This window comes from Myroides odoratimimus (genome assembly GCF_038039805.1).
Classification (GTDB): Bacteria; Bacteroidota; Bacteroidia; order Flavobacteriales; family Flavobacteriaceae; genus Flavobacterium; species Flavobacterium odoratimimum_B.
On sequence record NZ_JBBPHK010000006.1, the window covers coordinates 109,585 to 135,856 of the forward strand.

Annotated in this window: 20 protein-coding genes; 8 read left to right on the forward strand and 12 right to left on the reverse strand. The window is 35.6% G+C overall.

All coding sequences use genetic code 11. The features are described from left to right. Nucleotides 1–5: 5 nt before the first annotated feature. From AABL85_RS07180 to AABL85_RS07210, 7 genes are all read right to left on the reverse strand, one after another. Nucleotides 6–722 (reverse strand): AAA family ATPase, encoded by a 717-nt coding sequence (locus tag AABL85_RS07180; RefSeq protein WP_286413445.1) that lies wholly within the window; start codon nucleotides 720–722, stop codon nucleotides 6–8. A 138-nt stretch (nucleotides 723–860) separates the two neighbouring features. Next, the gene (locus tag AABL85_RS07185; protein ID WP_341309637.1) at nucleotides 861–1,940 is read right to left on the reverse strand and encodes a hypothetical protein; all 1,080 of its coding nucleotides are present in this window, start codon (nucleotides 1,938–1,940) and stop codon (nucleotides 861–863) included. A 125-nt stretch (nucleotides 1,941–2,065) separates the two neighbouring features. Then, complete coding sequence (locus AABL85_RS07190; RefSeq protein ID WP_286413443.1) at nucleotides 2,066–2,290, reverse strand: hypothetical protein; 225 nt, start codon at nucleotides 2,288–2,290, stop codon at nucleotides 2,066–2,068. Nucleotides 2,291–2,418: 128 nt separating this feature from the next. Beyond that, nucleotides 2,419–4,812, reverse strand: a complete 2,394-nt coding sequence (locus AABL85_RS07195; RefSeq protein WP_341309638.1) for a ribonucleoside-diphosphate reductase subunit alpha — start codon at nucleotides 4,810–4,812, stop codon at nucleotides 2,419–2,421. Between the two features lie 29 nt (nucleotides 4,813–4,841). Continuing rightward, nucleotides 4,842–5,819 carry a ribonucleotide-diphosphate reductase subunit beta gene (locus AABL85_RS07200; RefSeq protein ID WP_286413441.1) on the reverse strand — a complete coding sequence of 326 codons (978 nt, stop codon included), beginning with the start codon at nucleotides 5,817–5,819 and terminating at the stop codon, nucleotides 4,842–4,844. A 392-nt stretch (nucleotides 5,820–6,211) separates the two neighbouring features. Next, nucleotides 6,212–7,432, reverse strand: a complete 1,221-nt coding sequence (odhB, locus tag AABL85_RS07205; protein WP_286413440.1) for a 2-oxoglutarate dehydrogenase complex dihydrolipoyllysine-residue succinyltransferase — start codon at nucleotides 7,430–7,432, stop codon at nucleotides 6,212–6,214. A gap of 50 nt (nucleotides 7,433–7,482) precedes the next feature. Then, nucleotides 7,483–10,254, reverse strand: coding sequence for a 2-oxoglutarate dehydrogenase E1 component (locus AABL85_RS07210; RefSeq protein ID WP_286413439.1), 2,772 nt, complete (start codon nucleotides 10,252–10,254; stop codon nucleotides 7,483–7,485). 114 nt (nucleotides 10,255–10,368) lie between these two features. On the opposite strand from AABL85_RS07210, the gene AABL85_RS07215 reads away from it, so the two are divergent. Beyond that, the gene (locus tag AABL85_RS07215; RefSeq protein WP_286413438.1) at nucleotides 10,369–10,944 is read left to right on the forward strand and encodes a hypothetical protein; all 576 of its coding nucleotides are present in this window, start codon (nucleotides 10,369–10,371) and stop codon (nucleotides 10,942–10,944) included. Between the two features lie 57 nt (nucleotides 10,945–11,001). Here the strand turns inward: AABL85_RS07215 and AABL85_RS07220 are convergent, their stop codons facing one another. The 4 genes from AABL85_RS07220 to AABL85_RS07235 all read right to left on the reverse strand — a co-directional run bounded on the left by AABL85_RS07220 (nucleotide 11,002) and on the right by AABL85_RS07235 (nucleotide 14,146). Beyond that, nucleotides 11,002–11,349 carry a hypothetical protein gene (locus AABL85_RS07220; RefSeq protein ID WP_341309639.1) on the reverse strand — a complete coding sequence of 116 codons (348 nt, stop codon included), beginning with the start codon at nucleotides 11,347–11,349 and terminating at the stop codon, nucleotides 11,002–11,004. Between the two features lie 12 nt (nucleotides 11,350–11,361). Beyond that, nucleotides 11,362–12,336: a polyprenyl synthetase family protein gene (locus tag AABL85_RS07225; RefSeq protein WP_006266276.1), complete on the reverse strand. Its 975-nt coding sequence runs from the start codon at nucleotides 12,334–12,336 to the stop codon at nucleotides 11,362–11,364. A 231-nt stretch (nucleotides 12,337–12,567) separates the two neighbouring features. After that, nucleotides 12,568–13,536 (reverse strand): hypothetical protein, encoded by a 969-nt coding sequence (locus AABL85_RS07230; protein WP_341309640.1) that lies wholly within the window; start codon nucleotides 13,534–13,536, stop codon nucleotides 12,568–12,570. A 487-nt stretch (nucleotides 13,537–14,023) separates the two neighbouring features. Continuing rightward, complete coding sequence (locus AABL85_RS07235; RefSeq protein ID WP_341309641.1) at nucleotides 14,024–14,146, reverse strand: hypothetical protein; 123 nt, start codon at nucleotides 14,144–14,146, stop codon at nucleotides 14,024–14,026. 379 nt (nucleotides 14,147–14,525) lie between these two features. Here AABL85_RS07235 and AABL85_RS07240 point away from each other — a divergent pair, with 379 nt between their 5' ends. The 6 genes from AABL85_RS07240 to AABL85_RS07265 all read left to right on the forward strand — a co-directional run bounded on the left by AABL85_RS07240 (nucleotide 14,526) and on the right by AABL85_RS07265 (nucleotide 23,011). Beyond that, nucleotides 14,526–15,128, forward strand: a complete 603-nt coding sequence (locus AABL85_RS07240) for a TetR/AcrR family transcriptional regulator (RefSeq protein ID WP_341309642.1) — start codon at nucleotides 14,526–14,528, stop codon at nucleotides 15,126–15,128. After that, nucleotides 15,128–16,447: a TolC family protein gene (locus AABL85_RS07245; protein WP_341309643.1), complete on the forward strand. Its 1,320-nt coding sequence runs from the start codon at nucleotides 15,128–15,130 to the stop codon at nucleotides 16,445–16,447. Before AABL85_RS07240 ends, AABL85_RS07245 begins: the two co-directional genes overlap by 1 nt. A gap of 30 nt (nucleotides 16,448–16,477) precedes the next feature. Continuing rightward, nucleotides 16,478–17,539, forward strand: coding sequence for an efflux RND transporter periplasmic adaptor subunit (locus AABL85_RS07250; RefSeq protein ID WP_341309644.1), 1,062 nt, complete (start codon nucleotides 16,478–16,480; stop codon nucleotides 17,537–17,539). A 27-nt stretch (nucleotides 17,540–17,566) separates the two neighbouring features. Continuing rightward, on the forward strand, nucleotides 17,567–20,752 hold the full coding sequence (locus AABL85_RS07255; protein ID WP_286413431.1) for an efflux RND transporter permease subunit: 3,186 nt from the start codon (nucleotides 17,567–17,569) through the stop codon (nucleotides 20,750–20,752). Between the two features lie 197 nt (nucleotides 20,753–20,949). Beyond that, a complete protein-coding gene (locus tag AABL85_RS07260) occupies nucleotides 20,950–21,846 on the forward strand; it encodes an AraC family transcriptional regulator (RefSeq protein WP_341309645.1) in 897 nt (298 codons plus the stop codon). Between the two features lie 163 nt (nucleotides 21,847–22,009). Further along, a complete protein-coding gene (locus AABL85_RS07265) occupies nucleotides 22,010–23,011 on the forward strand; it encodes a beta-ketoacyl-ACP synthase III (RefSeq protein ID WP_286413429.1) in 1,002 nt (333 codons plus the stop codon). Nucleotides 23,012–23,127: 116 nt separating this feature from the next. Here the strand turns inward: AABL85_RS07265 and AABL85_RS07270 are convergent, their stop codons facing one another. Continuing rightward, nucleotides 23,128–23,412, reverse strand: a complete 285-nt coding sequence (locus tag AABL85_RS07270; RefSeq protein WP_006262765.1) for a helix-turn-helix domain-containing protein — start codon at nucleotides 23,410–23,412, stop codon at nucleotides 23,128–23,130. A 468-nt stretch (nucleotides 23,413–23,880) separates the two neighbouring features. Here AABL85_RS07270 and AABL85_RS07275 point away from each other — a divergent pair, with 468 nt between their 5' ends. After that, nucleotides 23,881–26,262: an outer membrane beta-barrel family protein gene (locus AABL85_RS07275; RefSeq protein ID WP_341309646.1), complete on the forward strand. Its 2,382-nt coding sequence runs from the start codon at nucleotides 23,881–23,883 to the stop codon at nucleotides 26,260–26,262. The last annotated feature ends 10 nt before the right edge of the window (nucleotides 26,263–26,272 follow it).

The window sequence follows — 26,272 nt, forward strand, 5'->3', positions numbered from 1 at the left end:
TTCAACTAGTTATTTTGATCAGCCTCTAACAATAATTGGCTGTTTATAATATTATCTTTTACTGTTTTGAATACATGATTTTTTGCCTCTGCATAAGACACCTCATATATCCTCGTTAATGATCTATATTCTTCTGGATATTCGTTAAGTAACTTATCGTAATAGAAGTCAAGAGCCTCTTTATTCGGAGCCGTATATTCTAACTGTAACTCAAAGCGTCTTACTAAAGCCTCATCAATCATGTGTATCTGATTCGTAGCTGCCATAAGAATAGACTTTTGCGGTAAATTATCTATCAACTGTAAGATAGCATTCACTACACGTTTCATCTCACTGTTATCCTTATTGTCATAATCTCTAATCTGACCTAATGAATCAAACTCATCAAAGAATAGCACAGAACTCTCGTATTGAATTTCTTTAAACAAACTCTCAATATTCTTAGCCGTCTCTCCCAACTTAGAAGAAACAATAGTAGCAAGATTAACAATGATAAGTTTCTTATCTAAATGCTTAGCAATAGCCTTAGCTGTCATTGTCTTACCACATCCTGTCTTACCATAAAGCAATATCTTATTACTAACAGGAAGATTATACTTCATCAGTATATCACGGTATTTATACTCTTTTAAAAATTGAGTAATCTCAGCTTTTACGTTGTCATTAAACATGACATCGTCTAAAGAAATCTTAGTGCGATCTATATAATATAAAGAACTCATATTAAACAATAAATTTGTTGTGTGTTAATCCACAAATATACTGCTTATATTCCTCGATTAACTCCTCCAGAAAAGAGAAAAAAAGAACATTTTAGTATATTCACAACTAACCCCCTAAATAAAACCATTCTTCCTCGATTAGAAATAATGAGCGCGAATAGTAATCTGATAAAGAGTCATTCCGCCTTCTTTATTTCTATAGAAATCAAAGTGATTAGATCTCGTCTGTTTACCTTTAACTTCCTTTATATTTACACTAAACACAGGAAACTCAGCACTTCTCCATTTGCCTTCTTCATCTAAATATAATTTTCTGTCTTGCTCAGATGTAATTTCTGTATCATCAGTTATCACCCCATCTTCTATATAATAATCTATGTGATAACGACAATTATCCCCCGTTCTAATTAAGTCAAATGCTTGAGTTATTAGTTCTTTCTTATCTTCTAACAACTCTTTTTTATCGATGATTACATAATCTCCTATATTATCATTATCTATTTCTAAGTTCACTTTCAGGTTATCTGATAAATATTTCTCCCATCTACTTCCTTCTGTACTTGGTAAGAATACCTGTTCTGTGAAATGCTGTAAATACTTTTCTAATTGAACGAAGTTATAATACTTACCATTTACCCCCTTTAAGCTAACGTAATAACTATCTTCCAGAGGTTCGTCAGTAATTTTTAAGCTAAACATATCTAAATCAATATAAGGTTCTAGCATATCTTCGATTAATACCTCTCCTTTTGTATTTAAAAGATAGGTATCTCCTCCTAGAAGTACATTATGTCTATCACCATTCCTTCCTATATTATCTTTTACAGCACCTTTTAGAGCATATAGCATACCGTTATGCACTTTGGTTAACCCTGAATATACAGGTTCTATAACTACTTGTCCTTTATCATTATATAGACCTACTAACTCTCTGTTTTTATCTGTAAAACGAATATAATTCTCACTAGAATAATCAGGAGCGACGACATCATAATAATATACATGATCTACTCTTATATCTTCTCCATTATCTTGTTTGATTAGATAATATATATCTAATCCTATATCTTTTTCATCTATTATAGTACGGATACGATTACTATTTTTTACAACTTTAGGTTTAGAAGGGTAGTTGTTCTTCTGATAATAATTCTGATACACAAAAACACCAATACCCAATAATAACAATCCTCCTACAATAGAGAATATCTTTCTCATAGCTTATTTCTTTAACAGTAAATATAACGATTATCTTACAGAACATAAACAAAAAAAGGAGTGACTATTCATCACTCCTTACCTATTCTTATCTATAGCTCTGGTATAACTCCGTCTCTATAATCTTATTCTTCACCTGCTAAGAAGAACTTCATTGACTTCATTGGGTAGTCTTCTCTACTCATATTACTAGGGTTAGCAATAGCTTTCTTAATGCTGATCACATCACCTACTTTGAAGTTTGCTTCTGTATATTGGTAATCTAATAAATAAGGCCCACAGAAATAATTCCCTTTAGCATCTTTCTCTATCTCTCCTTTAAAAATACCTTTTTTAGTTTCTTTAGACATAGTATATAATTGTTAATGGTGCAAAGATACAATACTAATTGTCAATTTATCAACTTAAGAGAATTGAACAACAAAAAAAGGTAGCCATAATGAGGCTACCTTTATATTTTATAGTGCTTTATATTCAATTAAGAACCACACATTTCACAATCTTCATCATTCATAGAAGCTTCTTTTGCTCTTCTCAACATCGCTTGATAGTCTTCTACAGACACCTGCTCTACTTCTTCTATTGCATTTGGATTAACTTTCTTCTCGTTATTTAAAGTAAACTTAATCGCATCTACAGCAGACTTCGTACGCAAGTAATACATTCCTGTCTTTAAGCCTGACTTCCAAGCATAGAAGTGCATAGAAGTTAACTTAGCATAGTTTGCTCCTTCCATAAACAAGTTTAGAGATTGAGACTGATCGATAAAATATCCGCGTTGACGAGACATATCAATGATATCTTTCATACTAAGTTCCCATACTGTTTTATACAATTCTCTAATATCAGCAGGTATAAAATCAATATGCTGAATAGAACCATTCGCACGCATGATCTCTTGTTTTAAATCTTCATTCCAAAGCCCTAACTCTACAAGGTCTTTCAATAAATGTTTATTAACAACAATAAACTCACCTGATAACACACGTCTAGTATAAATATTCGATGTATAAGGTTCGAATGCCTCATTATTTCCTAAGATTTGAGAAGTAGATGCTGTAGGCATTGGAGCTAATAGTAAAGAGTTTCTCACTCCATTAGCCATCACTTCTTTTCTCAAAGAAGCCCAATCCCATCTTCCACTTAATTCTTCATCTTTCACACCCCACATATTGTACTGGAACTCTCCTTTAGAAATAGGCGAGCCTTCAAATGTAGAATAAGCTCCTTCTTCTTTAGCCATCTCCATAGAGGCAGTTAAAGCAGCGAAGTATATCGTTTCGAATATCTCTTGATTCAATTGCTTTGCTTCTGGACTAGTAAATGGCATTCTCATCATGATAAATGCATCTGCTAATCCTTGTACTCCAAGCCCTACAGGTCTATGACGCATATTAGAATTATACGCCTCTTCTACAGGATAGTAGTTTCTATCGATTACACGATTCAAGTTACGCGTAATACGCTTCGTTACATCAAATAAAAACTGATGATTAAATTGACCATCCTCTACAAACATTGGCAATGAGATAGACGCTAGATTACATACTGCTACTTCATCAAGAGAAGTGTACTCCATAATCTCAGTACATAAATTAGATGATCTAATTACACCTAGGTTCTTCTGATTTGACTTTGCATTAGCAGCATCTTTATATAACATATAAGGTGTACCTGTCTCTATTTGAGCTTCTAATACAGCCTCCCATAACTCTCTTGCTTTTATAGTACGGCGTCCTTTACCCTCATTCTCATACTTCAGATAAAGTTGCTCAAACTCTTCTCCATAAACATCACATAGACCTGGACATTCATTAGGACACATTAGAGTCCATTTATCATCAGCTTCTACACGTTGCATGAATAAATCATTGATCCATAAAGCAAGGAACAAATCACGCGCACGCATTTCTTCTTTACCGTGGTTCTTTCTCAATTCGATAAAGTCAAATACATCTGCGTGCCATGGCTCTAGGTAAATAGCAAAGCTACCTTTGCGCTTACCTCCACCTTGGTCTACATATCTAGCGGTATCATTATATACACGCAGCATAGGCACAATACCATTAGAAGTCCCATTCGTCCCTCTGATATAAGATCCTGTTGCACGTACATTGTGAATAGAAAGACCTATACCACCAGCTGATTGAGAAATCTTAGCTGTTTGCTTTAGTGTATCGTATATTCCCTCAATACTATCATCTTTCATCGTCAATAAGAAACAAGAAGACATCTGAGGTTTAGGTGTTCCAGAATTGAATAACGTCGGTGTAGCGTGTGTAAAATACTTCTTAGACATCAGTTCGTATGTCTCTATAACAGAATCAATATCATCTAAGTGTATCCCCACTGCCACACGCATCAGCATATGCTGAGGACGCTCTACAATCTTACCGTTCAAACGCAATAAATACGATCGCTCTAAAGTCTTAAAACCAAAATAATCATAGTTAAAATCACGTTGATAGATAATAGTAGAATCTAATCTCTCACTGTGCTTTTTTATCACCTCATACACATCATCAGCTATAAGTGGAGCTTCCTGTCCAGTACGAGGATTGACATATCTATATAAATCTTCTACTGTTTCCGAGAAGACTTTTTTTGTATTCTTATGTAAGTTAGACACAGCTATTCTAGCTGCTAACAGTGCATAGTCTGGATGTGTAACCGTCATAGAAGCCGCTGTCTCTGCTGCTAGATTATCTAACTCAGAAGTAGCTACTCCATCATATAATCCTTCGATAACTCTCATCGCTACCTTTACCGGATCTACAAACTCATTTAGCTCATAACACAATATTCTAATTCGGTCTGTAATCTTGTCAAAACTTACAGGCTCTCTTCTTCCATCTCTTTTTATTACGTACATCTACTCTTTTTCCTTTTTTAAGTTAACAATTAAAAATCTGCGTCGAAGCTAATCTTATTACCTCCTTCTTCTTTAGAAATCACTCCTGCCTTTTGGTATTCAGACACACGCTTTTCGAAGAAATTTGTCTTCCCTTGTAAAGAGATCATATCCATAAAGTCAAAAGGGTTTCCTACATTATATTCTTTCTCACATCCTAATTCTACTAACAATCTATCTGTGACGAACTCTAAATATTGAGTCATTAAAGTAGCATTCATACCGATCAAGCTAACAGGTAGAGACTCTGTAATGAATTCTCTCTCTATATTTAAAGCATCTACTAAAATCTCTCTAATACGTTCTTTAGGAACTTTATTAATCAAGTGATGGTTATGTAAGTGTACTGCGAAGTCACAGTGTACTCCCTCATCTCTAGATATTAATTCATTTGAGAAAGTAAGACCAGGCATAAGCCCTCTTTTCTTTAACCAGAAGATCGAACAGAACGCTCCTGAGAAGAAGATACCTTCTACAGCAGCAAAAGCGATTAAACGCTCTGCAAATGAGTCAGACTCTATCCACTTCAGTGCCCATTCTGCCTTTTTCATAATAGCAGGGAACACCTCAATAGCTCTAAACAACTTATCTTTTTCTTCCTCATTCTTCACATACGTATCGATAAGCAGAGAATAAGTCTCACTGTGGATGTTCTCCATCATTATCTGGAATCCATAGAAGAACTTTGCCTCAGCGTATTGCACTTCATTTACAAAATTCTCTGCTAGGTTTTCGTTTACAATACCATCAGAAGCAGCGAAAAAAGCAAGGATATGCTTGATAAAATAACGTTCATCTTCATTTAGCTTATTGTTCCAATCAGATAAATCTTGATGTAAATCAATCTCTTCTGCTGTCCAAAAGCTAGCTTCCATCTTCTTATACCAATCCCAAATATCATGATGTTTGATAGGAAATATTACGAATCTATTTTTGTTTTCAGTTAAAATTGGTTCTTGAACAGCCATACTATATTGAATATAAAAGATTAAAATATCACGAGAGTACTCCTCCTCTCTTTTACAAATATGATGCTTTTTTTGCTCTATAAAAAATTAGTGTACAAGCTACTTATTCACAAATGGTACAAGTTATTAACAATTACTAACAATCAACAACTTACACAAAAACCTAATTTACAATACTTTACAAAAAACAATATGAGTACTTTAAATAGCCCTACCCTACTAGCACTAAGGGATAAGACCCCCTATTAAGGCAGCAAACCAATAGACTAAATATTGCGAAATACAGCTTAATTATTTAGCACAAAAAGTTCCGCTATGTGGAATATATAACATAAAAAAAACGGCAACTATAAATAGTTGCCGTTTTATATATTTCAAAAAGTTTCTAACTACTAAAGTTCGAAAGCTTTTTTAGGATTATTACCTAATAATAATTCTGTTGGGTTCTCTAAAGCTTCTTTAATAGCTACTAAGAAACCTACTGACTCACGTCCGTCGATGATTCTGTGGTCATAAGATAACGCTACATACATCATTGGGTGAATCTCAACTTTTCCATCTACAGCGATAGGACGCTCAATGATATTGTGCATACCTAAGATAGCAGACTGTGGAGGGTTGATAATTGGAGTAGATAACATAGATCCGAATACACCACCATTAGTAATAGTGAATGTACCACCTGTCATCTCATCTACAGTGATTTGTCCATCACGAGCTCTGATAGCTAAACGCTTGATTTCAGCCTCAACACCACGGAAAGATAATAACTCAGCATTTCTCACTACTGGTACCATTAGACCTTTTGGTCCTGATACAGCGATAGAGATATCAGCGAAGTCAAACTTGATTTGGTCTTGACCATCGATCATAGAGTTCACGTCTGGATATAATTCTAGAGCACGAGTAACCGCTTTAGTGAAGAAAGACATAAATCCTAATCCTACACCGTGCTTAGCTTTGAAAGCATCTTTATACTCAGCTCTTAATTTGTTTACGTTAGTTAAGTTAACTTCGTTGAAAGTAGTTAACATAGCAGTCGTGTTTTTAGCCTCTACTAGACGCTCAGCTACCTTACGACGCAACATAGACATTTTTTTGCGCTCTTCTCCTCTTGGTCCACCAGTTGGCGTACCCATAGAAGCTTTTGCGTTTACTGCATCTTCTTTAGTGATTCTACCATCTTTACCAGTACCAGTTACAGTAGCAGGATTGATGCTTTTCTCTTCTAAAATTTTCTTAGCAGCTGGAGATGCACTTCCAGTAGCATAAGTAGTAGCTGCAGCTTGCACAGGTTCAGCTTTAGGAGCTTCTGCTTTAGGAGCCTCTTGAGCTGGTTTAGCTTCTGTAGAAGCACCTCCTGCAGGTTTTGCAGCACTCATATCGATTAAACAAACTACTTGCCCTACAGCAACAGCGTCACCTTCTTCTGCTTTTAAAGTGATAATACCACTTTCTTCAGCTGGTAATTCTAAAGTTGCTTTATCTGAATCTACTTCAGCAATAGCTTGGTCTTTTTCAACGTAATCTCCATCTTTTACTAACCATGTAGCGATTTCAACTTCAGTAATTGATTCACCTGGCGAAGGAACTTTCATTTCTAAGATGCTCATCTGTATATGCTTTAATTAAATATTGTTATGTAAAAATACGTTTTTTTCTATTATAAATTCTTGTCGAACACTTTTGCGATAGCTTCTGCATAACGTTTTTTAGAACGTACAGAACTTCCTGAAGCTGGCGCACTGAATGCTTGGTTACCTGCATAACGCAATGGTTTCAAGTCAAAGTTCATTAACATATGTCCATAAGCACCCATGTTACGTGGCTCTTCTTGACCCCATACGAAATCGTCTGCATTAGTATACTTCGCTAATACTTCAGCTATTTGTTCGATTGGCAATGGGAATAATTGTTCGATACGAACAAATGCAATATCCTTTCTACCTAATTCTTCACGCTTAGCTACTAAGTCGTAGTAGAACTTACCACTACACAATACTACTGATTTTACATCTGCAGCATTTACATTAGCATCGTCTATCACGTATTGGAATTTACCATCTGTAAAGTCACTGATAGAAGATACCGCAGCTGGGTGTCTTAATAAACTCTTAGGAGACATATTGATTAATGGCTTTCTGAAGTCAGTGATCATTTGTCTTCTCATTAAGTGGAAGAAGTTAGCTGGAGTAGTTACATTCGTTACGAACATATTACTTTCAGCACATAACTGTAAGTAACGCTCTAATCTAGCAGAAGAGTGTTCAGCACCTTGATTCTCATATCCGTGAGGTAATAACATCACGATACCGTTCTGGTTACTCCATTTATCTTCAGCAGCAGAGATATATTGATCCATCATAATCTGAGCTCCGTTAGAGAAATCCCCGAACTGTGCTTCCCAGATAGTTAATGTATTAGGATTAGTCAATGCATAACCATACTCAAAACCTAAAACAGCGTACTCAGCCAATAGAGAGTTGAATATTCTCATTTGACCATTTTGCTCTTTTAATTGGTTTAATAAGATGATTGACTCTTCTGTATCTTCTGTTTTCACTACAGCATGTCTGTGTGAGAATGTACCACGCTCTACATCTTGACCTGACATACGCACATCGTATCCCTCTGTCAATAATGTACCATACGCTAATAACTCACCCATAGCCCAGTCTAAAGCATCTTTCTCGAAGAACATTGCTTTTCTATCTCCGATAAGTCTTGTCACCTTATTGATGAATTTCTTATCACTTGGCAATGCTGTAATAACTTCAGCTATAGCAGTCAATTTCTCTTTAGAAACTTTAGTGTCATAGTCAGCTACCATTTTGTCACGACCTGCGATGTGGAATCCATCCCAGTTCTCTTCCATAAATGTTCTAACCTTAGCAAATTCTTTTTCACGAGAAGTGCTTAACTCTTGTTCTAAAGCATCTTTATATTGTTGCTCTAAAGATTTTACGAAAGCATCATCTACCACCTTATCCTCTAATAATCTAGCGTTATAGATATTACGAGAGTTAGGGTGTTTAGAGATTAGCTTGTACAAGATTGGTTGAGTGAACTTTGGTTCATCTCCCTCGTTATGTCCGTATTTACGGTATCCAACTAAGTCAATAAATACATCTGTACCAAACTGCATACGGTAATCTAAAGCGAATAAGAATGCTCTTACTGCAGCTTCAGTATCGTCAGCGTTAACGTGTAATACAGGAGATTGAGTTACTTTAGCAACATCTGTAGAATAAGTAGAAGAACGACCATCAGAATAGTTAGTCGTAAAACCAACTTGGTTGTTTAATACAATGTGAATTGTACCCTCTGTCTTATACCCTCTAAGTTTAGCCATCTGTACAATTTCATAAACAATTCCTTGTCCAGCGATTGCAGCATCTCCGTGAAGAGCGATAGGTAATACTTTAGATGGTTGATCTACAAAGATAGTATCTTGTTTCGCTCTAGCGATACCTTCGATAACTGCTCCTACTGTCTCTAAGTGAGAAGGGTTAGGAGTTAAGTTAACATGAATCTCTTTTCCAGAACGAGTCTTACGCGTAGAAGTAAGACCTAAGTGATACTTAACATCTCCGTCAAACCCTTCAACTGCATCATAATCTTTACCGTCAAATTCAGCAAAGATATCTTGTGCAGGTTTGTGGAATACGTTAGCTAATACATTAAGACGTCCACGGTGTGCCATCCCTACTACGATCTCCTCTACTCCTTTTTCAGCAGCAGCGTCCATCATAAAGTCCATAGCTGGTATTGCAGCCTCTAGACCTTCTAGCGAGAAACGTTTTTGTCCAACATATTTTGTGTTTAGGAAGTTTTCAAAAGAAACTGCCTCAATTAACTTGTGCAGAATTTCTTTTTTCTCTTCACTATCAAATTTTGCCTCTGTAGCCTCATAGTGATTTTGAATCCATTGTACAGCAGCATCATTAGTGATGTACTTGTATTCAATACCTAATGTAGTACAGTAAATTTTCTCTAATTGGGCAATGATTTGTCCCAATGTAGTAGTTGGTAGTTGTATTGTTTTTGCAGCCTCAAAATTAACATTCAAATCTGCTTGAGAAAGACCAAACTTCTCTAAACTCAAATCTGGATGCTCTACTTTTCTGTCTCTTAATGGGTTTGTTTTAGTCAATAAATGCCCATAAGTTCTGTAAGCGTCAATTAATTTTAATACAGCAAACTCCTTTTGAAGTTGCCCTAACTGCGCTGAACTATCTACACCAACACTATTACTTGACGTATAAGCTTGTGATAATTGCTCAACAGGCCCACCATTGTATTCATTTGCAAAGTCAAATCCCTGAAAGAAAGCTCTCCAGCTTGGCTCTACGCTATCTGGGCTCTCTAAATATTGATCATATAAATCTGCAAAAAATGCAGTGTGTGCCGCATTTAAAAAGGAATATCTATCCATAATTTCGTCTAAAGACCTTTTGTTTAAATATTATATCTACAAAAATACAACTCTTTATGACAAAACTATAAACTTTTGCTTATTTTTATCTGATAATTATTTTATAAAATTGAAATGAAAAGATTTAACATCAACTATTTACTGTTTTTTTTATCAATATCATTTTTTTTAGGTGGCTCCTTTTCCATTCTTGCACAAGATCAAGGAAATAGCTCCAAAAATTATGATTTTAACAAAAGGTGGAAATTTGGTGGTGGTCTTGGAGTTGGCTTCGGAAGTGGTTACACAGATGTCATGGTTGCTCCAAGTGCATTATACCAAGTTAACCCTTATTTTGCAGCTGGTGTAGGACTACAGGGAAGCTATATCAGTAGTAAAAACAGAAGCTACTACAATAGTAGTATAAAGGAATACAACTCTTGGCTATATGGAGGTAGTATAATAGCACTGTCGAACCCCATACCAGAAATACAACTTTCTGCAGAACTAGAACAGCTAAGAGTAAATAACACCTATAAGTATCACACAGGAGAAAAACTAGATGACAACTTCTGGAACACTGCTCTATTCTTAGGTATAGGATACAGTAACGGACCTGTCACCATCGGTGTGCGATACAATGTCTTATATAAAGAAAAAGACATGGTGTATGGAAGTGCCTATATGCCTTTCGTTAGATTTTACTTCTAATCATTATAATATAAAATAAAAGAAGCACCTTATAAGGGTGCTTCTTCTATTTTATATTTACAGTGTACTTCGTATATACACCTTTTGATACTCTCTCTTTAAAATCAAGTAAGTCACTTGCTTTAAGTAATCCTCTATATCTACACTCTTAATAGCCTTGATATCTGCCTCTGCGATATCTATTCTGTACAGTAGACTAGAAAATTTAGACACAGAAGTCTGTGTGACTATTTTATGCAACTGATTATAAACTTCATAAACCAACTTAGAAGGTGTATCTGCCACTATCTCTATAGAAGGGTCCACAGTCATACGAAAATCTTTCTCGACTTGCTTTACTAATTCTCCCAGTAGATTATACTCACCCACCTTCTGTTCTATATACAGTACAGTCTCTTCTATCATGACCTAGTCAGTTTATACTCTTCTATCCATTAGTTCATGACTAAATGTTCTCAATTGCTGTTTTTTATCTTCCGCAATGTCCATTTGGTCTAAGATAGCTAATGCTTTAATTGTGTACTCCTCGATCAAGTTTTTAGAATCACTAGCAGACCCTGTCTCTATAAACAACTCCTTCACACGAGTTACTTTCTCCTCTGCATTCTGTTCTGTACTAGAGAAATAGTTTACTAATTCCTCACGTTGTGATTCATTTGCATTCATTACTCCTTTTAGGTATAAGAATGTCTTTTTATTTTCTAAGATATCACCTCCCACTTGTTTACCAAATGTAGCTGCATCACCGAATGCGTCTAAATAATCATCTTGTAACTGGAACGCAATCCCTAAGTTAATACCAAAGTCATAGATATCCTCCGCATTCTTCTGGCTACTACCTGCTACGATAGCTCCCATCTTTAAGGCTGCCCCTACTAGTACTGCAGTCTTAAACTTAATCATCTGAATATACTCCGGAATACTCACATCGTTTCTATTCTCAAAACAAATATCCCATTGCTGTCCTTCACATACCTCAATAGCCGTTTTGCTAAACAGTTTTGCTAAATCGCGGAACGTATCGCTCTCATAGTTTTCAAAGTACTGATATGCTAATATCAACATCGCATCTCCTGACAAGATAGCCGTATTGGTATTCCATTTCTCATGTACAGTCTGATGTCCTCTTCTAAGAGGTGCATCGTCCATGATATCATCATGCATTAAAGAGAAGTTGTGAAATAATTCGATAGCCGTAGCTGCGTGAATGGCTTTCTTAGGATCAATACCAAAAACATCAGCTGCCATTAAAGTCAATACTGGTCGAATTTGTTTCCCTCCTAATGATAATATATATGAGATCGGTTCGTAAAGTTCCTTTGGAGTACCTGATAAAGAAATCGAATCTATAAATTCAGAAATCTGCTCTTTATACTTAACTATTGATTGCATTACTTAAATTATTTTGTGTAAAAATACGCGTTTTTTTCGAAGATAATCATCTATATCCCTTTTTTAAACGGTTATCACTAATGCTTATCTAAAAATACCATTCTGTTTATCCTCTTCATACTTCACTGTACAGTATGATAATTCTATTCTTAATATCTGTTGATTATGTTATTCTATCTACCACACCACTTTTAGTATAAAGAGAATATCCTTAACACCTAAAGCTATTGCCTAGTTATCCGTCATCAATCTTTCTTCTGTATCAGGTGCTATACGATGTTCAAAACTAAAAGCAAGTGAGCTAGCACCAGCTCGTTTATATACCCTGATCATAACCTTATCTATAGGATGAGCAAATACGATAGACACTTGATTTCTCCCTTTGTGGTGTACACCTTTCTTCACTTTTTTTGTTTCACCTGTTCTAGAGACATCTCTTATGACCTTCCCCTCTTCTGACATCCCATAGACCACGATATAATAATCACTATTATAAGGTAAGTCTAAAGTGACTTCCTTATCATCCGACCTCATCAGCTTTACTTCACCCATCTCTGTTTTTACAAGTGGTTCTCTATTGCTAATCTCATAAGTATCCTGTTTTAGGATATCGATCTTTCCTTTGTATACAATAGATCGTATCGGTCTATCCACTAGATACCCAAACATATTCATAGACTCATCGTACACATCCCACATCTTCATTTCTAACTGTGTCACCTGTTCTGTATCTATATCCGTAAGTATATTATTGCCCTCTTGCGCTGGATGACTACTTATTCGCTTCGTAGTAACATAAATTCCTTCTGCATCAGCAGAAGTACCATCGACATAATTAATTTTATAAGGAGTCAATACTGGTAACAATTCAGGATTATCAAAAAAATAACGTCTATCAGGTACGCCCAATACTTGATTTAAATCTATCATTTGTCTCTTAAATCTAGTAATCACACCAAGTATACTATCTGTAATTACCTCCACCTCTTGACCTGCATATAGTGCACTTAATCTCACTATTTTCTCTTCTGTGGTTAATTCTACTAATTCCCAACCAGAGCTAGTCTCATCCACACTCTCGATAGTCTCCACCATCACCTCTTCTATAGGAGTATCAATAATCACCTGCTCTTCATCATCCTTACAACTGCTAAACAGCAGTGCTAATGAGATCATGTTTATTAATAAAACTCTATACATACCCTATTCAATAATTTAGTAGTACCTCTACTACATTCATTTATACAACCTTAAAACACAATACTTTATTAGAATCTACTATTAATCACTAAACTTTCTTTCACATTTTACACAACCCTCTAATCTCTATTTTCACAATCTTTAATTCCTAAAAACCATCCTTTAGTTAAAAATGCCTATTTATTAAAACATATAAATTATAAACTATAAATATAATTATATTATTTTAACAATTAACTATAAATCACTAGAATAGTCTATTATGGAGATAATAGCTACTTATGGATATATTGCCTTACTATGACTAGCACATATAACCTTAACTCACTAAAAATCAACACACAACACATATTAACTATCATACCCTTCGGATAGTATTCGGTAATATGCAGTATTTACTAGGCTTAAAAGGTTGTTTTCCGAACTGTATTCATCTAACACCCGAATCATCTCATACTAATGAATCTACCATCCCTTATTACATGAACTAAGCTCCTATAGTTACAATCATTTTAGTCTCTCTGCTATCATAAATACATACTCTGTCATACCTTATTCCCATTAGCATTGCTACCATCACGATCGCAGCTTGATGGCATAGTGATCGCATAAAAAACAGCTTTAATTATGTGACCACTATGCGATAACTATCCGATAACTATGCGAGCAGTACCAAAAATTAAAACGCAACTCAGCACTAACAACAGTTTGACTCGCATACTGCATTACTGTACTTCTGAACTCAAATTTATCTTCTAAACTAGCCAATATTGATCATAAATAAGATAGCTATAACCTATTTGTCACTTTCTTAAAAAACTTTTTTATAAACAAAAGTTTCCTACACAAAAAACACCTTAATAACTCATATACAATATATTACAAAAACAAAGAAACTAAACAATACGTTAAAGTTTCCTTAATCACCAAAGAAACTAATTAAGTTTTAAAGTTTCCAAACTATATTTGCCCAACAAATAATTAAGAACATGGAAACCCAAATATTAGAAAAAGCAACCCAAATGTTTCTTAGTCAAGGTTTTAAAACAGTGACTATGGATGATATCGCAGCTGAACTGAGTATCTCTAAAAAAACAATCTATCAACACTATGCTTCTAAACCAGAACTAATAGAGAAAGCATTAGCAAGTATCAATGCAAAGTTTCTAATCACATTAGAACAAACACTAAAAGAAGGTAGAGAGGCAATACCAGAAATCTTAGCTGCTCATGATGATATCAATCAGACATTCTTAATAGACTCTTCTGCCTGCTTCTATCAGCTGACGAAGTATTATCCTAAACTAGCACAGAAGCAAAAGGTATTCCATGAGAAGAAATATGTTCGCCTTATAGAACAGAACCTCGAAAAAGGGATCAAAGAAGGAGTATACCGCTCTGAGATAGATATAGACTATGTGGCTAGATTTCACATCGCATCCTTAGTCGCTATCGAAGACCTAGACTACTTCCCTGACTCAGATTACAGTCATCTAGAGATACATGCGCTGCATCTAGAATATCACATCCGCAGTATTGCTACGGAAAAAGGATTAAAAATATTCAAAGAATTAACTCAGAAGAATAAATAATGAAGACATTTAAAATAACGCTTATTACACTATTAGCGACTTTTATTGTAAATGCACAAGAACCTCTAAGCCTTAAAGATGCACTGCACTATGCCTTACAGCACAAAGCTGAGGCTAAGCAAGCTACCTTAGATATAGAGAATAGCCAGTATCAGATAGAAGAAGTAAGAGCGAATGCACTACCGCGTATAGATATAGAGGCGAACTTACTGAACAATGTGAAGATACAGGAGATGCCTCTAACGATGGGTGGACAGACACAGATGATTCCTTTTAATCTAAAGTGGAACTCTAATATCACTGCTACAGCGTCACAAGTACTGTTTAACCAAGCTGTCTTTATGGGACTTAAAGCGGCACGTACTGCTAAAGAGTTTTATATCATCAACAAAGAACTTACAGATGAGCAGATTATAGAGAAAGTAGCGAGTACATACTATCAGGTATATCAGACGAAAGCCATGCTGAAAACGATAGAGACTACCATAGAGAGTACTACGAAAATAAAGAACATTATAGAAGACCTGCATAGCAATGGACTGGCTACACAGATAGACCTAGACCGTACTAAGGTAAGTCTTAGTAATATCAAAGCTACAAGACAAAAAATCGTCAATGCGATAGACTTACAAGAGAATGCACTAAAGTTCTTTATGGGAATGGATGTAAACACCCCTATCACGATGCCAGACACAACTTTTACAGTAGATGACAGTGGTATACTAGCAGAGAATAGAATAGATGACAGAACAGAAATACACCTATTAGAGAAACAAAAAGACCTACTAGAGTACAAGAGAAAGTCTATCGTTGCGGACTATTATCCATCGTTAGCAGCCTTCGGAAACTTCGCTTATCAAGGGCTTGGGGACAAGCTACCTTGGGGAGGTTCTACAGCAGATAAAGTGTATTGGATGAATACCTCAGCAGTAGGTTTACAACTAAAGATACCTGTGTTTAGTGGGTTCGCTACACGCTCTAAGGTAAGACAAGTAGAAATCGAACAAAAGAAAGTGGATGTACAAATACACGATGTGAAAGAGGCACTATCACTAGACTTTAGCAATGCGCAGAAGTCCCTTGAGAATGCTCTAATCACCATAGATATTCAAAAAGACAATGTAGGTCTAGCTAAAAGCATCCTGTCTAATATCCAGAATAACTATAAGCATGGTCTGGCTTCACTAACTGACTTACTCAATGCAGAGAATGCATATACGGAGGCAGAGAATAACTATACTACATCTATGCTAGATTATAAGCTAGCACAGATCCAATTAATAAAAGCTCAAGGAGAATTAAAGAAACTATTAGATTAATCGTACTAAAGATCTAACATAACCATCATCATGAAAAAAATTATTATCGCCTTAGTACTAGTCGTTCTAGGAGGAGGTCTAGTCTATATATTATCAAGTAATAAAGCTAAGAATGACCGCGAAACTGCTATCGTGGCTGAGCGCAGTGCAGAGGTAACTGTGAGAGCAGAACAAGCTAAACTACAGGTATTCGATGCTTCGTATAAAGCAAATGGAAACTTCATGCCAGAACAAGAGGTAACAATCTCAGCAGAAACACCTGGGCGTATCCATAAACTATTAGTAGACGAAGGGTCTCGTGTACAGAAAGGTCAAGTATTAGCACTAGTAAATAGCGATCAGATCAACGTACAGGTACAGAATGCTGAAGCAGCCTTAGCTACTGCTAAAGCGGATGCAACCAGATTTGAGAGTGCTTTTAAGACTGGAGGGGTGACTCAACAACAGTTGGATCAAGTACGTCTTATGCTAAAAAATGCAGAGGCTAACCTGAAGTCTGCTCGTATCACGGCTGGCGATGCTAATATTAAAGCACCTATCAGTGGTATCATTAATAAGAAACACGTAGAACTGGGGTCTTTCGTGGCACCAGGTGCTCCGTTATTTGATCTAGTGAATGTAGCCCAGCTTAAGTTAAGAGTGAATGTAGATGAGAGCCATGTGGCTAATTTAAAAGAAGGAGATATCATTACTGTAAAAGCAAGTGTATTGCCTAACGATACCTTCCAAGGTAAAGTGACATTCATTGCCCCTAAAGCTGACGCTGCACTAAACTATCCTGTAGATCTATTAATAGCTAATAATCAAGAAAACAAATTAAGAGCAGGTATGTATGGCTCAGCGATATTCGATGGAGAGAAAGATGCGGGTACTCCTATCCTATTAGTACCGCGTAATGCATTCGTAGGTAGTGTTAGTTCTAATCAGGTGTACACTATCGTACAAGGAAAAGCAGTATCTAAAAAAGTAATAGCAGGCCGTAACTTCGGAGACTTCGTAGAAGTACTAGAAGGACTTAAAGAAGGTGAGACTGTTATCACATCAGGACAAATCAACCTAACAGAAGGTGCTCCTGTATCAATCATTAAATAACATCCTCTAAAATCAAAGGATCGACTTATGAAAATAGCCGAAATATCAATAAAACGTCCTAGTATCATTATCGTAATGTTCATTGCATTACTGCTAGGTGGTTTATTTAGTTATAAAAATCTGAGTTACGAATTAGTTCCTAAGTTTGAAGTAAACGTAATTACAGTTGCAACAGTCTATCCAGGAGCTTCACCTTCTGAGATAGAAAATACGGTAACCAAAAAAATAGAAGATGCTGTAGCCTCGCTAGAGAATGTAAAGAAAGTAGAAGCCATGTCATTCGAGAGCTTGTCTACCGTGATGATATACTTAAACTCTACTGCTGATGTAGATTTATCTCTTAACGATGCGCAGCGCAAGATCAACGCCATTCTAAAGGACTTACCTAAGGATGTAGATCCTCCTTCGCTACAGAAATACTCACTGAGTGACTTACCTATCCTTACACTGAGTATCACGAGTGACTTAACAGAGAAAGAGCTATATGACTTATTAGACAAAAAAATACAACCTATCTTCTCTCGTGTGAATGGAGTGGCTAAGGTAGAGCTTATCGGAGGAGAAGAAAGACAGATACAAGTATTACTAGATCCTAAAAAGCTAGAAGCGTATGGACTTAGTGTACCTATGGTACAGCAGATCATCTTAGGGTCTAACTTAGACTTCCCTACAGGTAATGTGAAGTCAAATGACAAACAAACCATCATTCGTCTAGAAGGAAAATACAAGGATGTAGAGGAAATGAGAAAGCTAGTCATTGCTTCTCAGGGTGGTATAGATATTCGCTTAGGCGATGTAGCTGATGTACAGGACGGTATTAAAGAGATCGAAAAGATCGCACGTCTGAATCAAAAGTCTACAATCTTAATGCAAGTTATCAAACAGTCAGACGCCAATGCAGTGACTGTATCAGAGCTAACGCATGAGACTATCACAGAAGTAGAACGCAACTACAGTGACCATAACGTTCAAATCAAAGTAGCGAATGACTCGTCAGAGTTCACATTAGAAGCAGCGAATGCTGTAATGTTTGACTTATTTTTAGCGATAGTCTTAGTGGCATTCGTGATGTTGTTCTTCCTACACAGTTTGAGAAACGCGATCATTGTGATGGTAGCTATCCCACTATCCTTGATTGCCACATTTATTGGGATATATTTATTGGGATATACGCTAAACTTACTGAGTTTATTAGCCCTATCCTTAGTAGTAGGTATCTTAGTGGATGACGCCATTGTGGTAATCGAGAATATCCACCGACACATGGAGATGGGAAAAAACAAAGTACGCGCATCGTATGATGGAGCTAAAGAGATTGGGTTCACTGTTACTGCTATTACTTTAGTAATCGTAGTTGTATTCTTACCGATCGCGATGTCATCTGGTCTAGTACCGAATATCATTAAACAATTCTGTGTGACAGTAATTATAGCGACTATGTTATCGCTATTAGTATCATTCACTATTGTACCTTGGTTATTCTCTAGATATGGACGTATCGAAGTGATTAAGCCATCTACCTTCTTTGGCAAGATTATACATGGATTCGAAAAGGGGTTAAACTCATTCACACACGGGATTTCTAATTTACTAGTGTGGTCGTTAAACTCTACTCGTAATACGATCATTGTCATTGTTATCGTAGCGATATCATTCTTTGCATCGATAGCTTTATTACCGATGGGATATATCGGAGCAGAGTTCTTCCCTAAGACGGATAAAGGAGAATTCTTAGTACAGCTAGAATTAGATAAAGATGCGTCATTACAACAGACAAACAAAGTGACTCAAAAGGTAGAAGACTTCTTAAGCACTAAACCTGAGATAGTAGACATGATCACTACAGTAGGTCAATCTTCTGAAGGATATGGTGGAGCACAAGCTACTAAATACAAGTCTGAGATACACGTAATCCTAACAGATAAGAAAGATCGTAAGGAAAACTCATTCGTATATGCTGCACAGCTTAAGAATGAGCTAGCGCCACACATCGCTGACGCAAAAGTAAAGACAGTACCCGTAGGACTAATCGGAGCTGAAGAAGCACCTCTAGCCTTAACAGTAACAGGATCTACCTTAGACGATGCTATGGACTTCGCTATACAAGCGAAAGAGCTATTAGATAAAATACCGGGTACGATGGAGACAAAGCTGACTACAGAAACGGGTAGCCCTGAGATCAATGTACAGGTAAACCGTGATAAAATGGCTGCATTAGGTCTAGATATGTACACAGTAGGGATGACCATGCAAACTGCGTTTAACGGGAATACTGATGGAAAATTTAGAGCTGGAGAATATGAGTACGACATCAATATCAGATTTCAGGAATATGCTAGAACGACGATAGATGATGTAAAAGAAATCAGCTTTAAGAATAATGTAGGTCAAGATATAAAGCTAGCTCAGTTTGCAGATATTAAGTATAGTTCTGGTCCTTCTATCCTAGAGCGTAGAGATAAGAGTCCGTCTGTGACTATTAAATCCCAAACGATAGGACGTGCTCCTGGTGCAATAGCAGAAGAGTGGGTACCGCAGTTCGAACAACTGACTATAAAACCTGGGGTTAAATACTTATGGACAGGAACGATGGAGGATCAAGAAGAAGGGTTTGGTACACTAGGAGTAGCCTTATTAGCTGCTATTATATTAGTGTACTTAGTAATGGTAGCGCTATATGATAGTTTCTCTAAGCCATTTATCGTGATCTTCTCTGTACCGTTGTCATTCATTGGAGCATTACTAGCATTAGCGATAGCGAATATATCACTGAATATCTTCACGATATTAGGTATCATCATGTTGATCGGGTTAGTGTGTAAGAATGCTATCTTACTAGTAGACTTTGCTAATCACAGAGTAGATGCTGGAGATAGTGTACATGATGCATTAATCGCTGCTAACCATGCGCGTCTGCGCCCAATCTTAATGACGACTATCGCGATGGTGATCGGGATGGTGCCTATTGCATTAGCCAATGGTGCAGGTGCTGAGATGAATAACGGGCTAGCAGTAGTAATCATTGGAGGACTACTATCCTCTCTACTTCTAACCTTAGTGATCGTACCTATCATCTACTCTATCTTCGATAAGATAGGAAGCCGATTCTCTAAAAAAGAAAAAGTAGATTATAATGAGCTAATGACCGCTGACTATGACTACAATGAAGGCTTTATCGATGAGTTCACAGCTAAACATGTAGATAAAAAATAACAGTACATCATAACAACAAGCAGAAACCTCTGGGAGATATTATATTCTCTCAGAGGTTTTGATTTTTAATAGGTTACATGTAGTTGCTTTATAGAGGAATAATAATAAAGCGTGCTCTTTCGTTTATTAATCTATATTAACTTCTATCTACAATCTAATTGCTAATTTTAGAAAATAATTAAAACTGTCGATTCATCGTGGATACTTCATATATACAAGTCTATTCTCTAAGCGATATAACGCATCGCTATAAGAATGTTCTAACGGACAAAAGATTAGCTATACTAGATATAGGCCCTAAGCACAAGCAGTATTTCGTTATTGATAAGCCGTATCAGTTTACCACCTTTGGACTTATATTAGTGACGGGAGGTAGATGTGAGATTACGATTAATCTAGAGCCTACTATCATTAAGAAAGACGACTTACTAGTAGTGCTACCTAATCAATTCTTTGAGATCAAAAGACTAACAGAAGACTTCTCTGTAAAAGCGGTCTTTATCGACCCGGACTTATTCTTAGAAGCGGGGTTTCATGTCAAATCTCATAGTTTGATTTCTTTCTTATCATCTGAATACCCAAAGATCATAACTCTGACTAGAGAAGCGTTCAGAGAGTTTAAGAACAATATCAAAAGACTGACACAGCTGTCTTATAACACGGATAATATCTATGCTAAACAGCTCATCATACACCACTTCTCTATACTGATGTATGAACTAGGCAACTTCTACAGCAAAACTGTATTACAAAAAGACAATACTAAACTGATGAGAAGAGAAGAGTTGGCAAAAAAATTCATTTACCTTGTATCAACTCATTTCAAGAAAGAGAGAAGTGTACAGTTCTATGCAGAATCTATGTATATCAGTAGAAAGCACCTTACAAAAATCATAGTAGAGGTATTCCAAAAAACGCCAAAACAGATCATATCTGAAACCATAATCTTAGAGGCTAAGGTGCTCCTTAGAAACCCTAAATCATCTATCACAGACATTATTAATGAGTTGAACTTTATCGATTTGTCAGTATTCAGTAAGTTTTTTAAAACACATACTGGGGTATCTCCTACAGACTTTAAAAATAATCTATAAAGTTTATTTAGAAGCCTTTGGTATAAAAACGTCTTTTAGACAATTATTACCGTTTAATTATCTATTATAAAAATGATAATAATAACGATATTTGATGCATAAAATCTAAAGATAGCAAGAGTTAAGAAGATTTAACTCACTTGAAATAAAGACGCATAACAATATGATAAAAACAACTACTCACAAAACTATATACGCAAATATCACAGCTATCGGTGGGTATGTACCTGAGCAGAAAAGAACTAATGAGGACTTAGCTAAGGTAACAGACACGTCTGATGAATGGATTACAAAAAGAACAGGGATAAAAGAGAGAAGAATACTAGAGAAAGGACTAGCTACTTCTGATATGGCTATCAGAGCCATAGAGAATCTAATCACTACCTATAACAAAAGTGTTACAGATATAGATGCTATCATAGTAGCTACGTCTACACCTGATATGCCGATGCCCGCTACGGCTAATATCGTATGCGAAAAGTTAGGTATAGAGAATGTATGGGGATTCGATGTCAATGCTGCCTGTTCGGGATTTTTATATGCATTAGACCTAGGAGCATCTCTAGTAGAAAGCCAACGCTATAAAAACGTAGTAATAATCGGAGCAGATAAGATCAGTGCTTATGTCAATATTCATGATCGCTCTACTAATATCCTTTTTGGTGATGGTGCAGGTGCTGTATGGTTAGAACCTTCTACTGAGGTAGGTGTTATGGATGCGCTAATGCAGAGTAATGGCCAAGGAAAAGCATTCTTAAACATAGAAGGTGGAGGCTCACTATACCCTAATACTGATCTAGAAGAGGACGATGACAAAAAATATATCAAACAAGATGGTAAAGTAGTATTCAAGCAGGCTATACAGTCTATGAGTGATGCCTGTCTAAATGTTCTACAAAGAAATAACCTTACAGTAGATGATGTAAACTGGCTGGTACCTCATCAGGCAAATAAAAGAATCATCGATGCTGTAGGGAAACAAATAGAGATACAAGAAGAGAAGACATTAGTCAATATCGCTAACTACGGTAATACTATCGCGGCAACTATCCCATTGTGCATCTGGGAAAATACAGATAAGATTAAAAAAGGAGATTTAGTACTTCTAACAGCATTTGGAGCAGGGTTCTCATGGGGAGCTAGCTTATTGCGTTGGTCAATATAATCGATCCCTTAAAAACATAAAAAGTCCTTAGAAATAGATACGCTATTCTAAGGACTTTTTTTATATTATCTCTTCGCAAAAAACTCTCGTCTCTGCGAAAGTTTTTTAATCTAGTTCTAGATATACTTAGCAGGATACTCTATCCCCTTCGCATCTAAATAGGCTAAAAGCTCATTGTGCTTATTTTCTATATTAGAAATACATTCACAAGAAATAGGACAAATAGCTGCAGGAGATATTTCTAAAATCTTAGCAATTTCATACAATACCTCATTCTTTAGCTTTGTTTTTCCACTTTCAATATCAGAATATGCTTTTTGCGAAATTCCTAATCTTTCAGCGACATACTCTTGCGAATAGCCTGAATTCTTTCTTATACTTTTGATTCTTTCAATATCCATAGCATTACTTTTAAAGACTGACTCTCCGTAAAACACTAATTTTACACTAATCTATCTAACAAAAGTACCACTTTTCTACATATAAAGTAAAACATATCAAAAATATACTTAATTTTGTAGAACAAATTTTCATAAACAACAAGCCAGTCTAGCTCAAAATGATTAAAACTTCAATTTGAAATTAATTAATCATATAATCTAGCCTAAGAAAACTGCTTCCCCAAGCAGTTTTCTTTGTTTATAGACCTATTGATTCGTACAACTGTACAACTTTTTTTACTTCCACAGAACATTACTGACCTTTGGTGTTCAAAAAATGTTCATTTTCAGAAAAAAGCTGTTCGATAATGAACAGTACTCTTTTTTAAAACAAACACAAACAACTAAATAACAATAACTTACATTGTTTTTAATTAATTGGCACACAAATAGAATTATACTTTCAAAACAAGTAAACTATAAAACTCAATGAAAGCATTATTTATCTCAACTGCTTTATTCTTAACTGCATTAAGTGTAAATGCACAAAATACATTAAAAGGGTCTGTGCAAAATACAGAAAAAGCTCCTGTGGACTTTGCAGAAATATACTTACTAGATACAAAAGGTAACTTAGTACAATCTGCTTTCACCAATGAACAGGGGACTTTCGAGATACACGATATAGAAAACAATACATACGCATTCCAAATACACAGTTTCGGAGTGAAAGCATATGACAAAAATATAGAGGTAAACCAGTCTGTAGACTTAGGAACTATAACCATACAACAAGATACTAAACTAGACGAAATCGTAGTAGAGTCAACTAAGAAGGTATTCGAACGCAAGGTAGACCGAACTGTGTTTAATATAGAGAACTCTGTACACTCTACAAATAACGATGCTGTGGATTTATTAAAACTTACTCCTAGTCTAAAAGTAGATAACGAGAATATCTCTATAGTAGGTAAAAGTAATGTACGTGTAATGATCAATGATAAACTAGTACAGCTAACTGGTGAACAATTACTACAATACCTAAAAAGCATTCCGTCTGACAATATCAAAAAAATAGAAGTAATCACTACACCTCCTGCTAAATATGATGCTGAAGGGAATAGTGGATTAATCAACATAGTCTTAAAAGAAGCTCTTCCTGATGCGTGGAATAACCAAATCAGTGCTGGATATAAACAATCGACTAAGAACTTATTTAGAATTAGTGACGTGTTTAGCTATAATAAAGATAAAGTATCTCTAAAAGCAGGAATAACTGGTACCAAAGGAGGCTTCAATGTGGTAGAGAATTCGACGGTCTACTACCCACAAGAAACATGGAATGGAAAGAGTACGCGTTATAACAATAATGATTACTTATCAGGTAACTTCCAAATAGATTATCAAATCACTGATAAAACATCTATAGGAGCTCAATACAATGGAGGAACAGGAGATCCGAAGTTTGACGATGGTGGTCTTATCACTGTTAATAACCTTGTTAATAACCCTGTGAAATACATCAAAACTAATGCTAAAAATGACGGAGTTAATAACACTCACTCAGCTAATATAAACTTAACACATAATATTGATAATCTAGGAACTAAGTATTCAATAGATGTTGATTATTTCAACTATATCAACAACAAAGAGAGACTTTTCAACACAAATACAGCTAGTGTTGATAACTCTGTTAACAACATGTTCATAGCGAACTCTACGGGTAATCAAAAAATAGAAAACTTCAGTGCTAAGATTGACTTCGAACAACCATTAAAATGGGCTAAGTTATCTTATGGAGCTAAAGCAAGTTTTGTAACTACAAATAACAAGACAAACTTCTTTAATCTATCATCTGGTACCCCTATAGAAGACTTAAAACAAAAAGACAACTTTGAGTACAAAGAAAATACTCAAGCTGTATATGTAAATGCCGCTAAAGAATTTAATGATCAATGGACTGTACAGCTAGGCCTGCGACTAGAGACTACTCAAACTACAGGAACATCAGTAGTTTATAATCTAAAAAACAAAAAAGATTATACTAAACTATTCCCTACTGTATATGTAGCTTATAAAGTAAATGAGGACAATACACTATCAATTAACTATAATAGACGTATTTCTAGACCTGCATTCTGGGAGCTGAACCCTTTTAAATGGTATATAACTGAATATAGTGTAGCTGTAGGAAACCCTAAACTACAACCAGCCTTTACGGATAAAGTAGAATTTAACTATAATTATAAAGGTAAACTAGACTTTAGCTTGTCTTATGCAGATACAAAAGATAGTTTCTCTCAATATCCAATAGTAGATCCTAATACAAATAACCAAACCTACTTAAGAGATAATATCGCTAACTCTAAAAACTATAATGCGGGTATAAGCTACACATTCAATACATTCCCTTGGTTACAATCTCAGAATGGATTATACTTCTTCTATTCAGAGTCTAAGCTAGCTAAAGATGTAAATCTAGAATTGATTGATGGAGGTGGATATTACTTTACAACAAATAATACAGCTTATCTAAATTCTTCTAAGACATGGACTGCTCAAGTAGACTTCTGGTACCAACCGAGTTTAACATCAGGTATATGGGAAGTAGACCAAGCATACGGTCTTAATCTTGGGATGAAATATGCAATGTTAGATAAGAAACTAAACATCTCTCTATATGCAAATGACATCTTTAAAACTGGATCTACAACTGTACATACTAACACGAACAATGTAAATCAGAAGTACTATAACTACTATGACCAACGTTATTTCAATTTAGGTATAAGTTATTCATTTGGAAACAGTAAGATTAAAGTAAGAGATCACCAAGGTGGTAACGCTGAAGAAAGAAACAGAAAATAATATAATACAT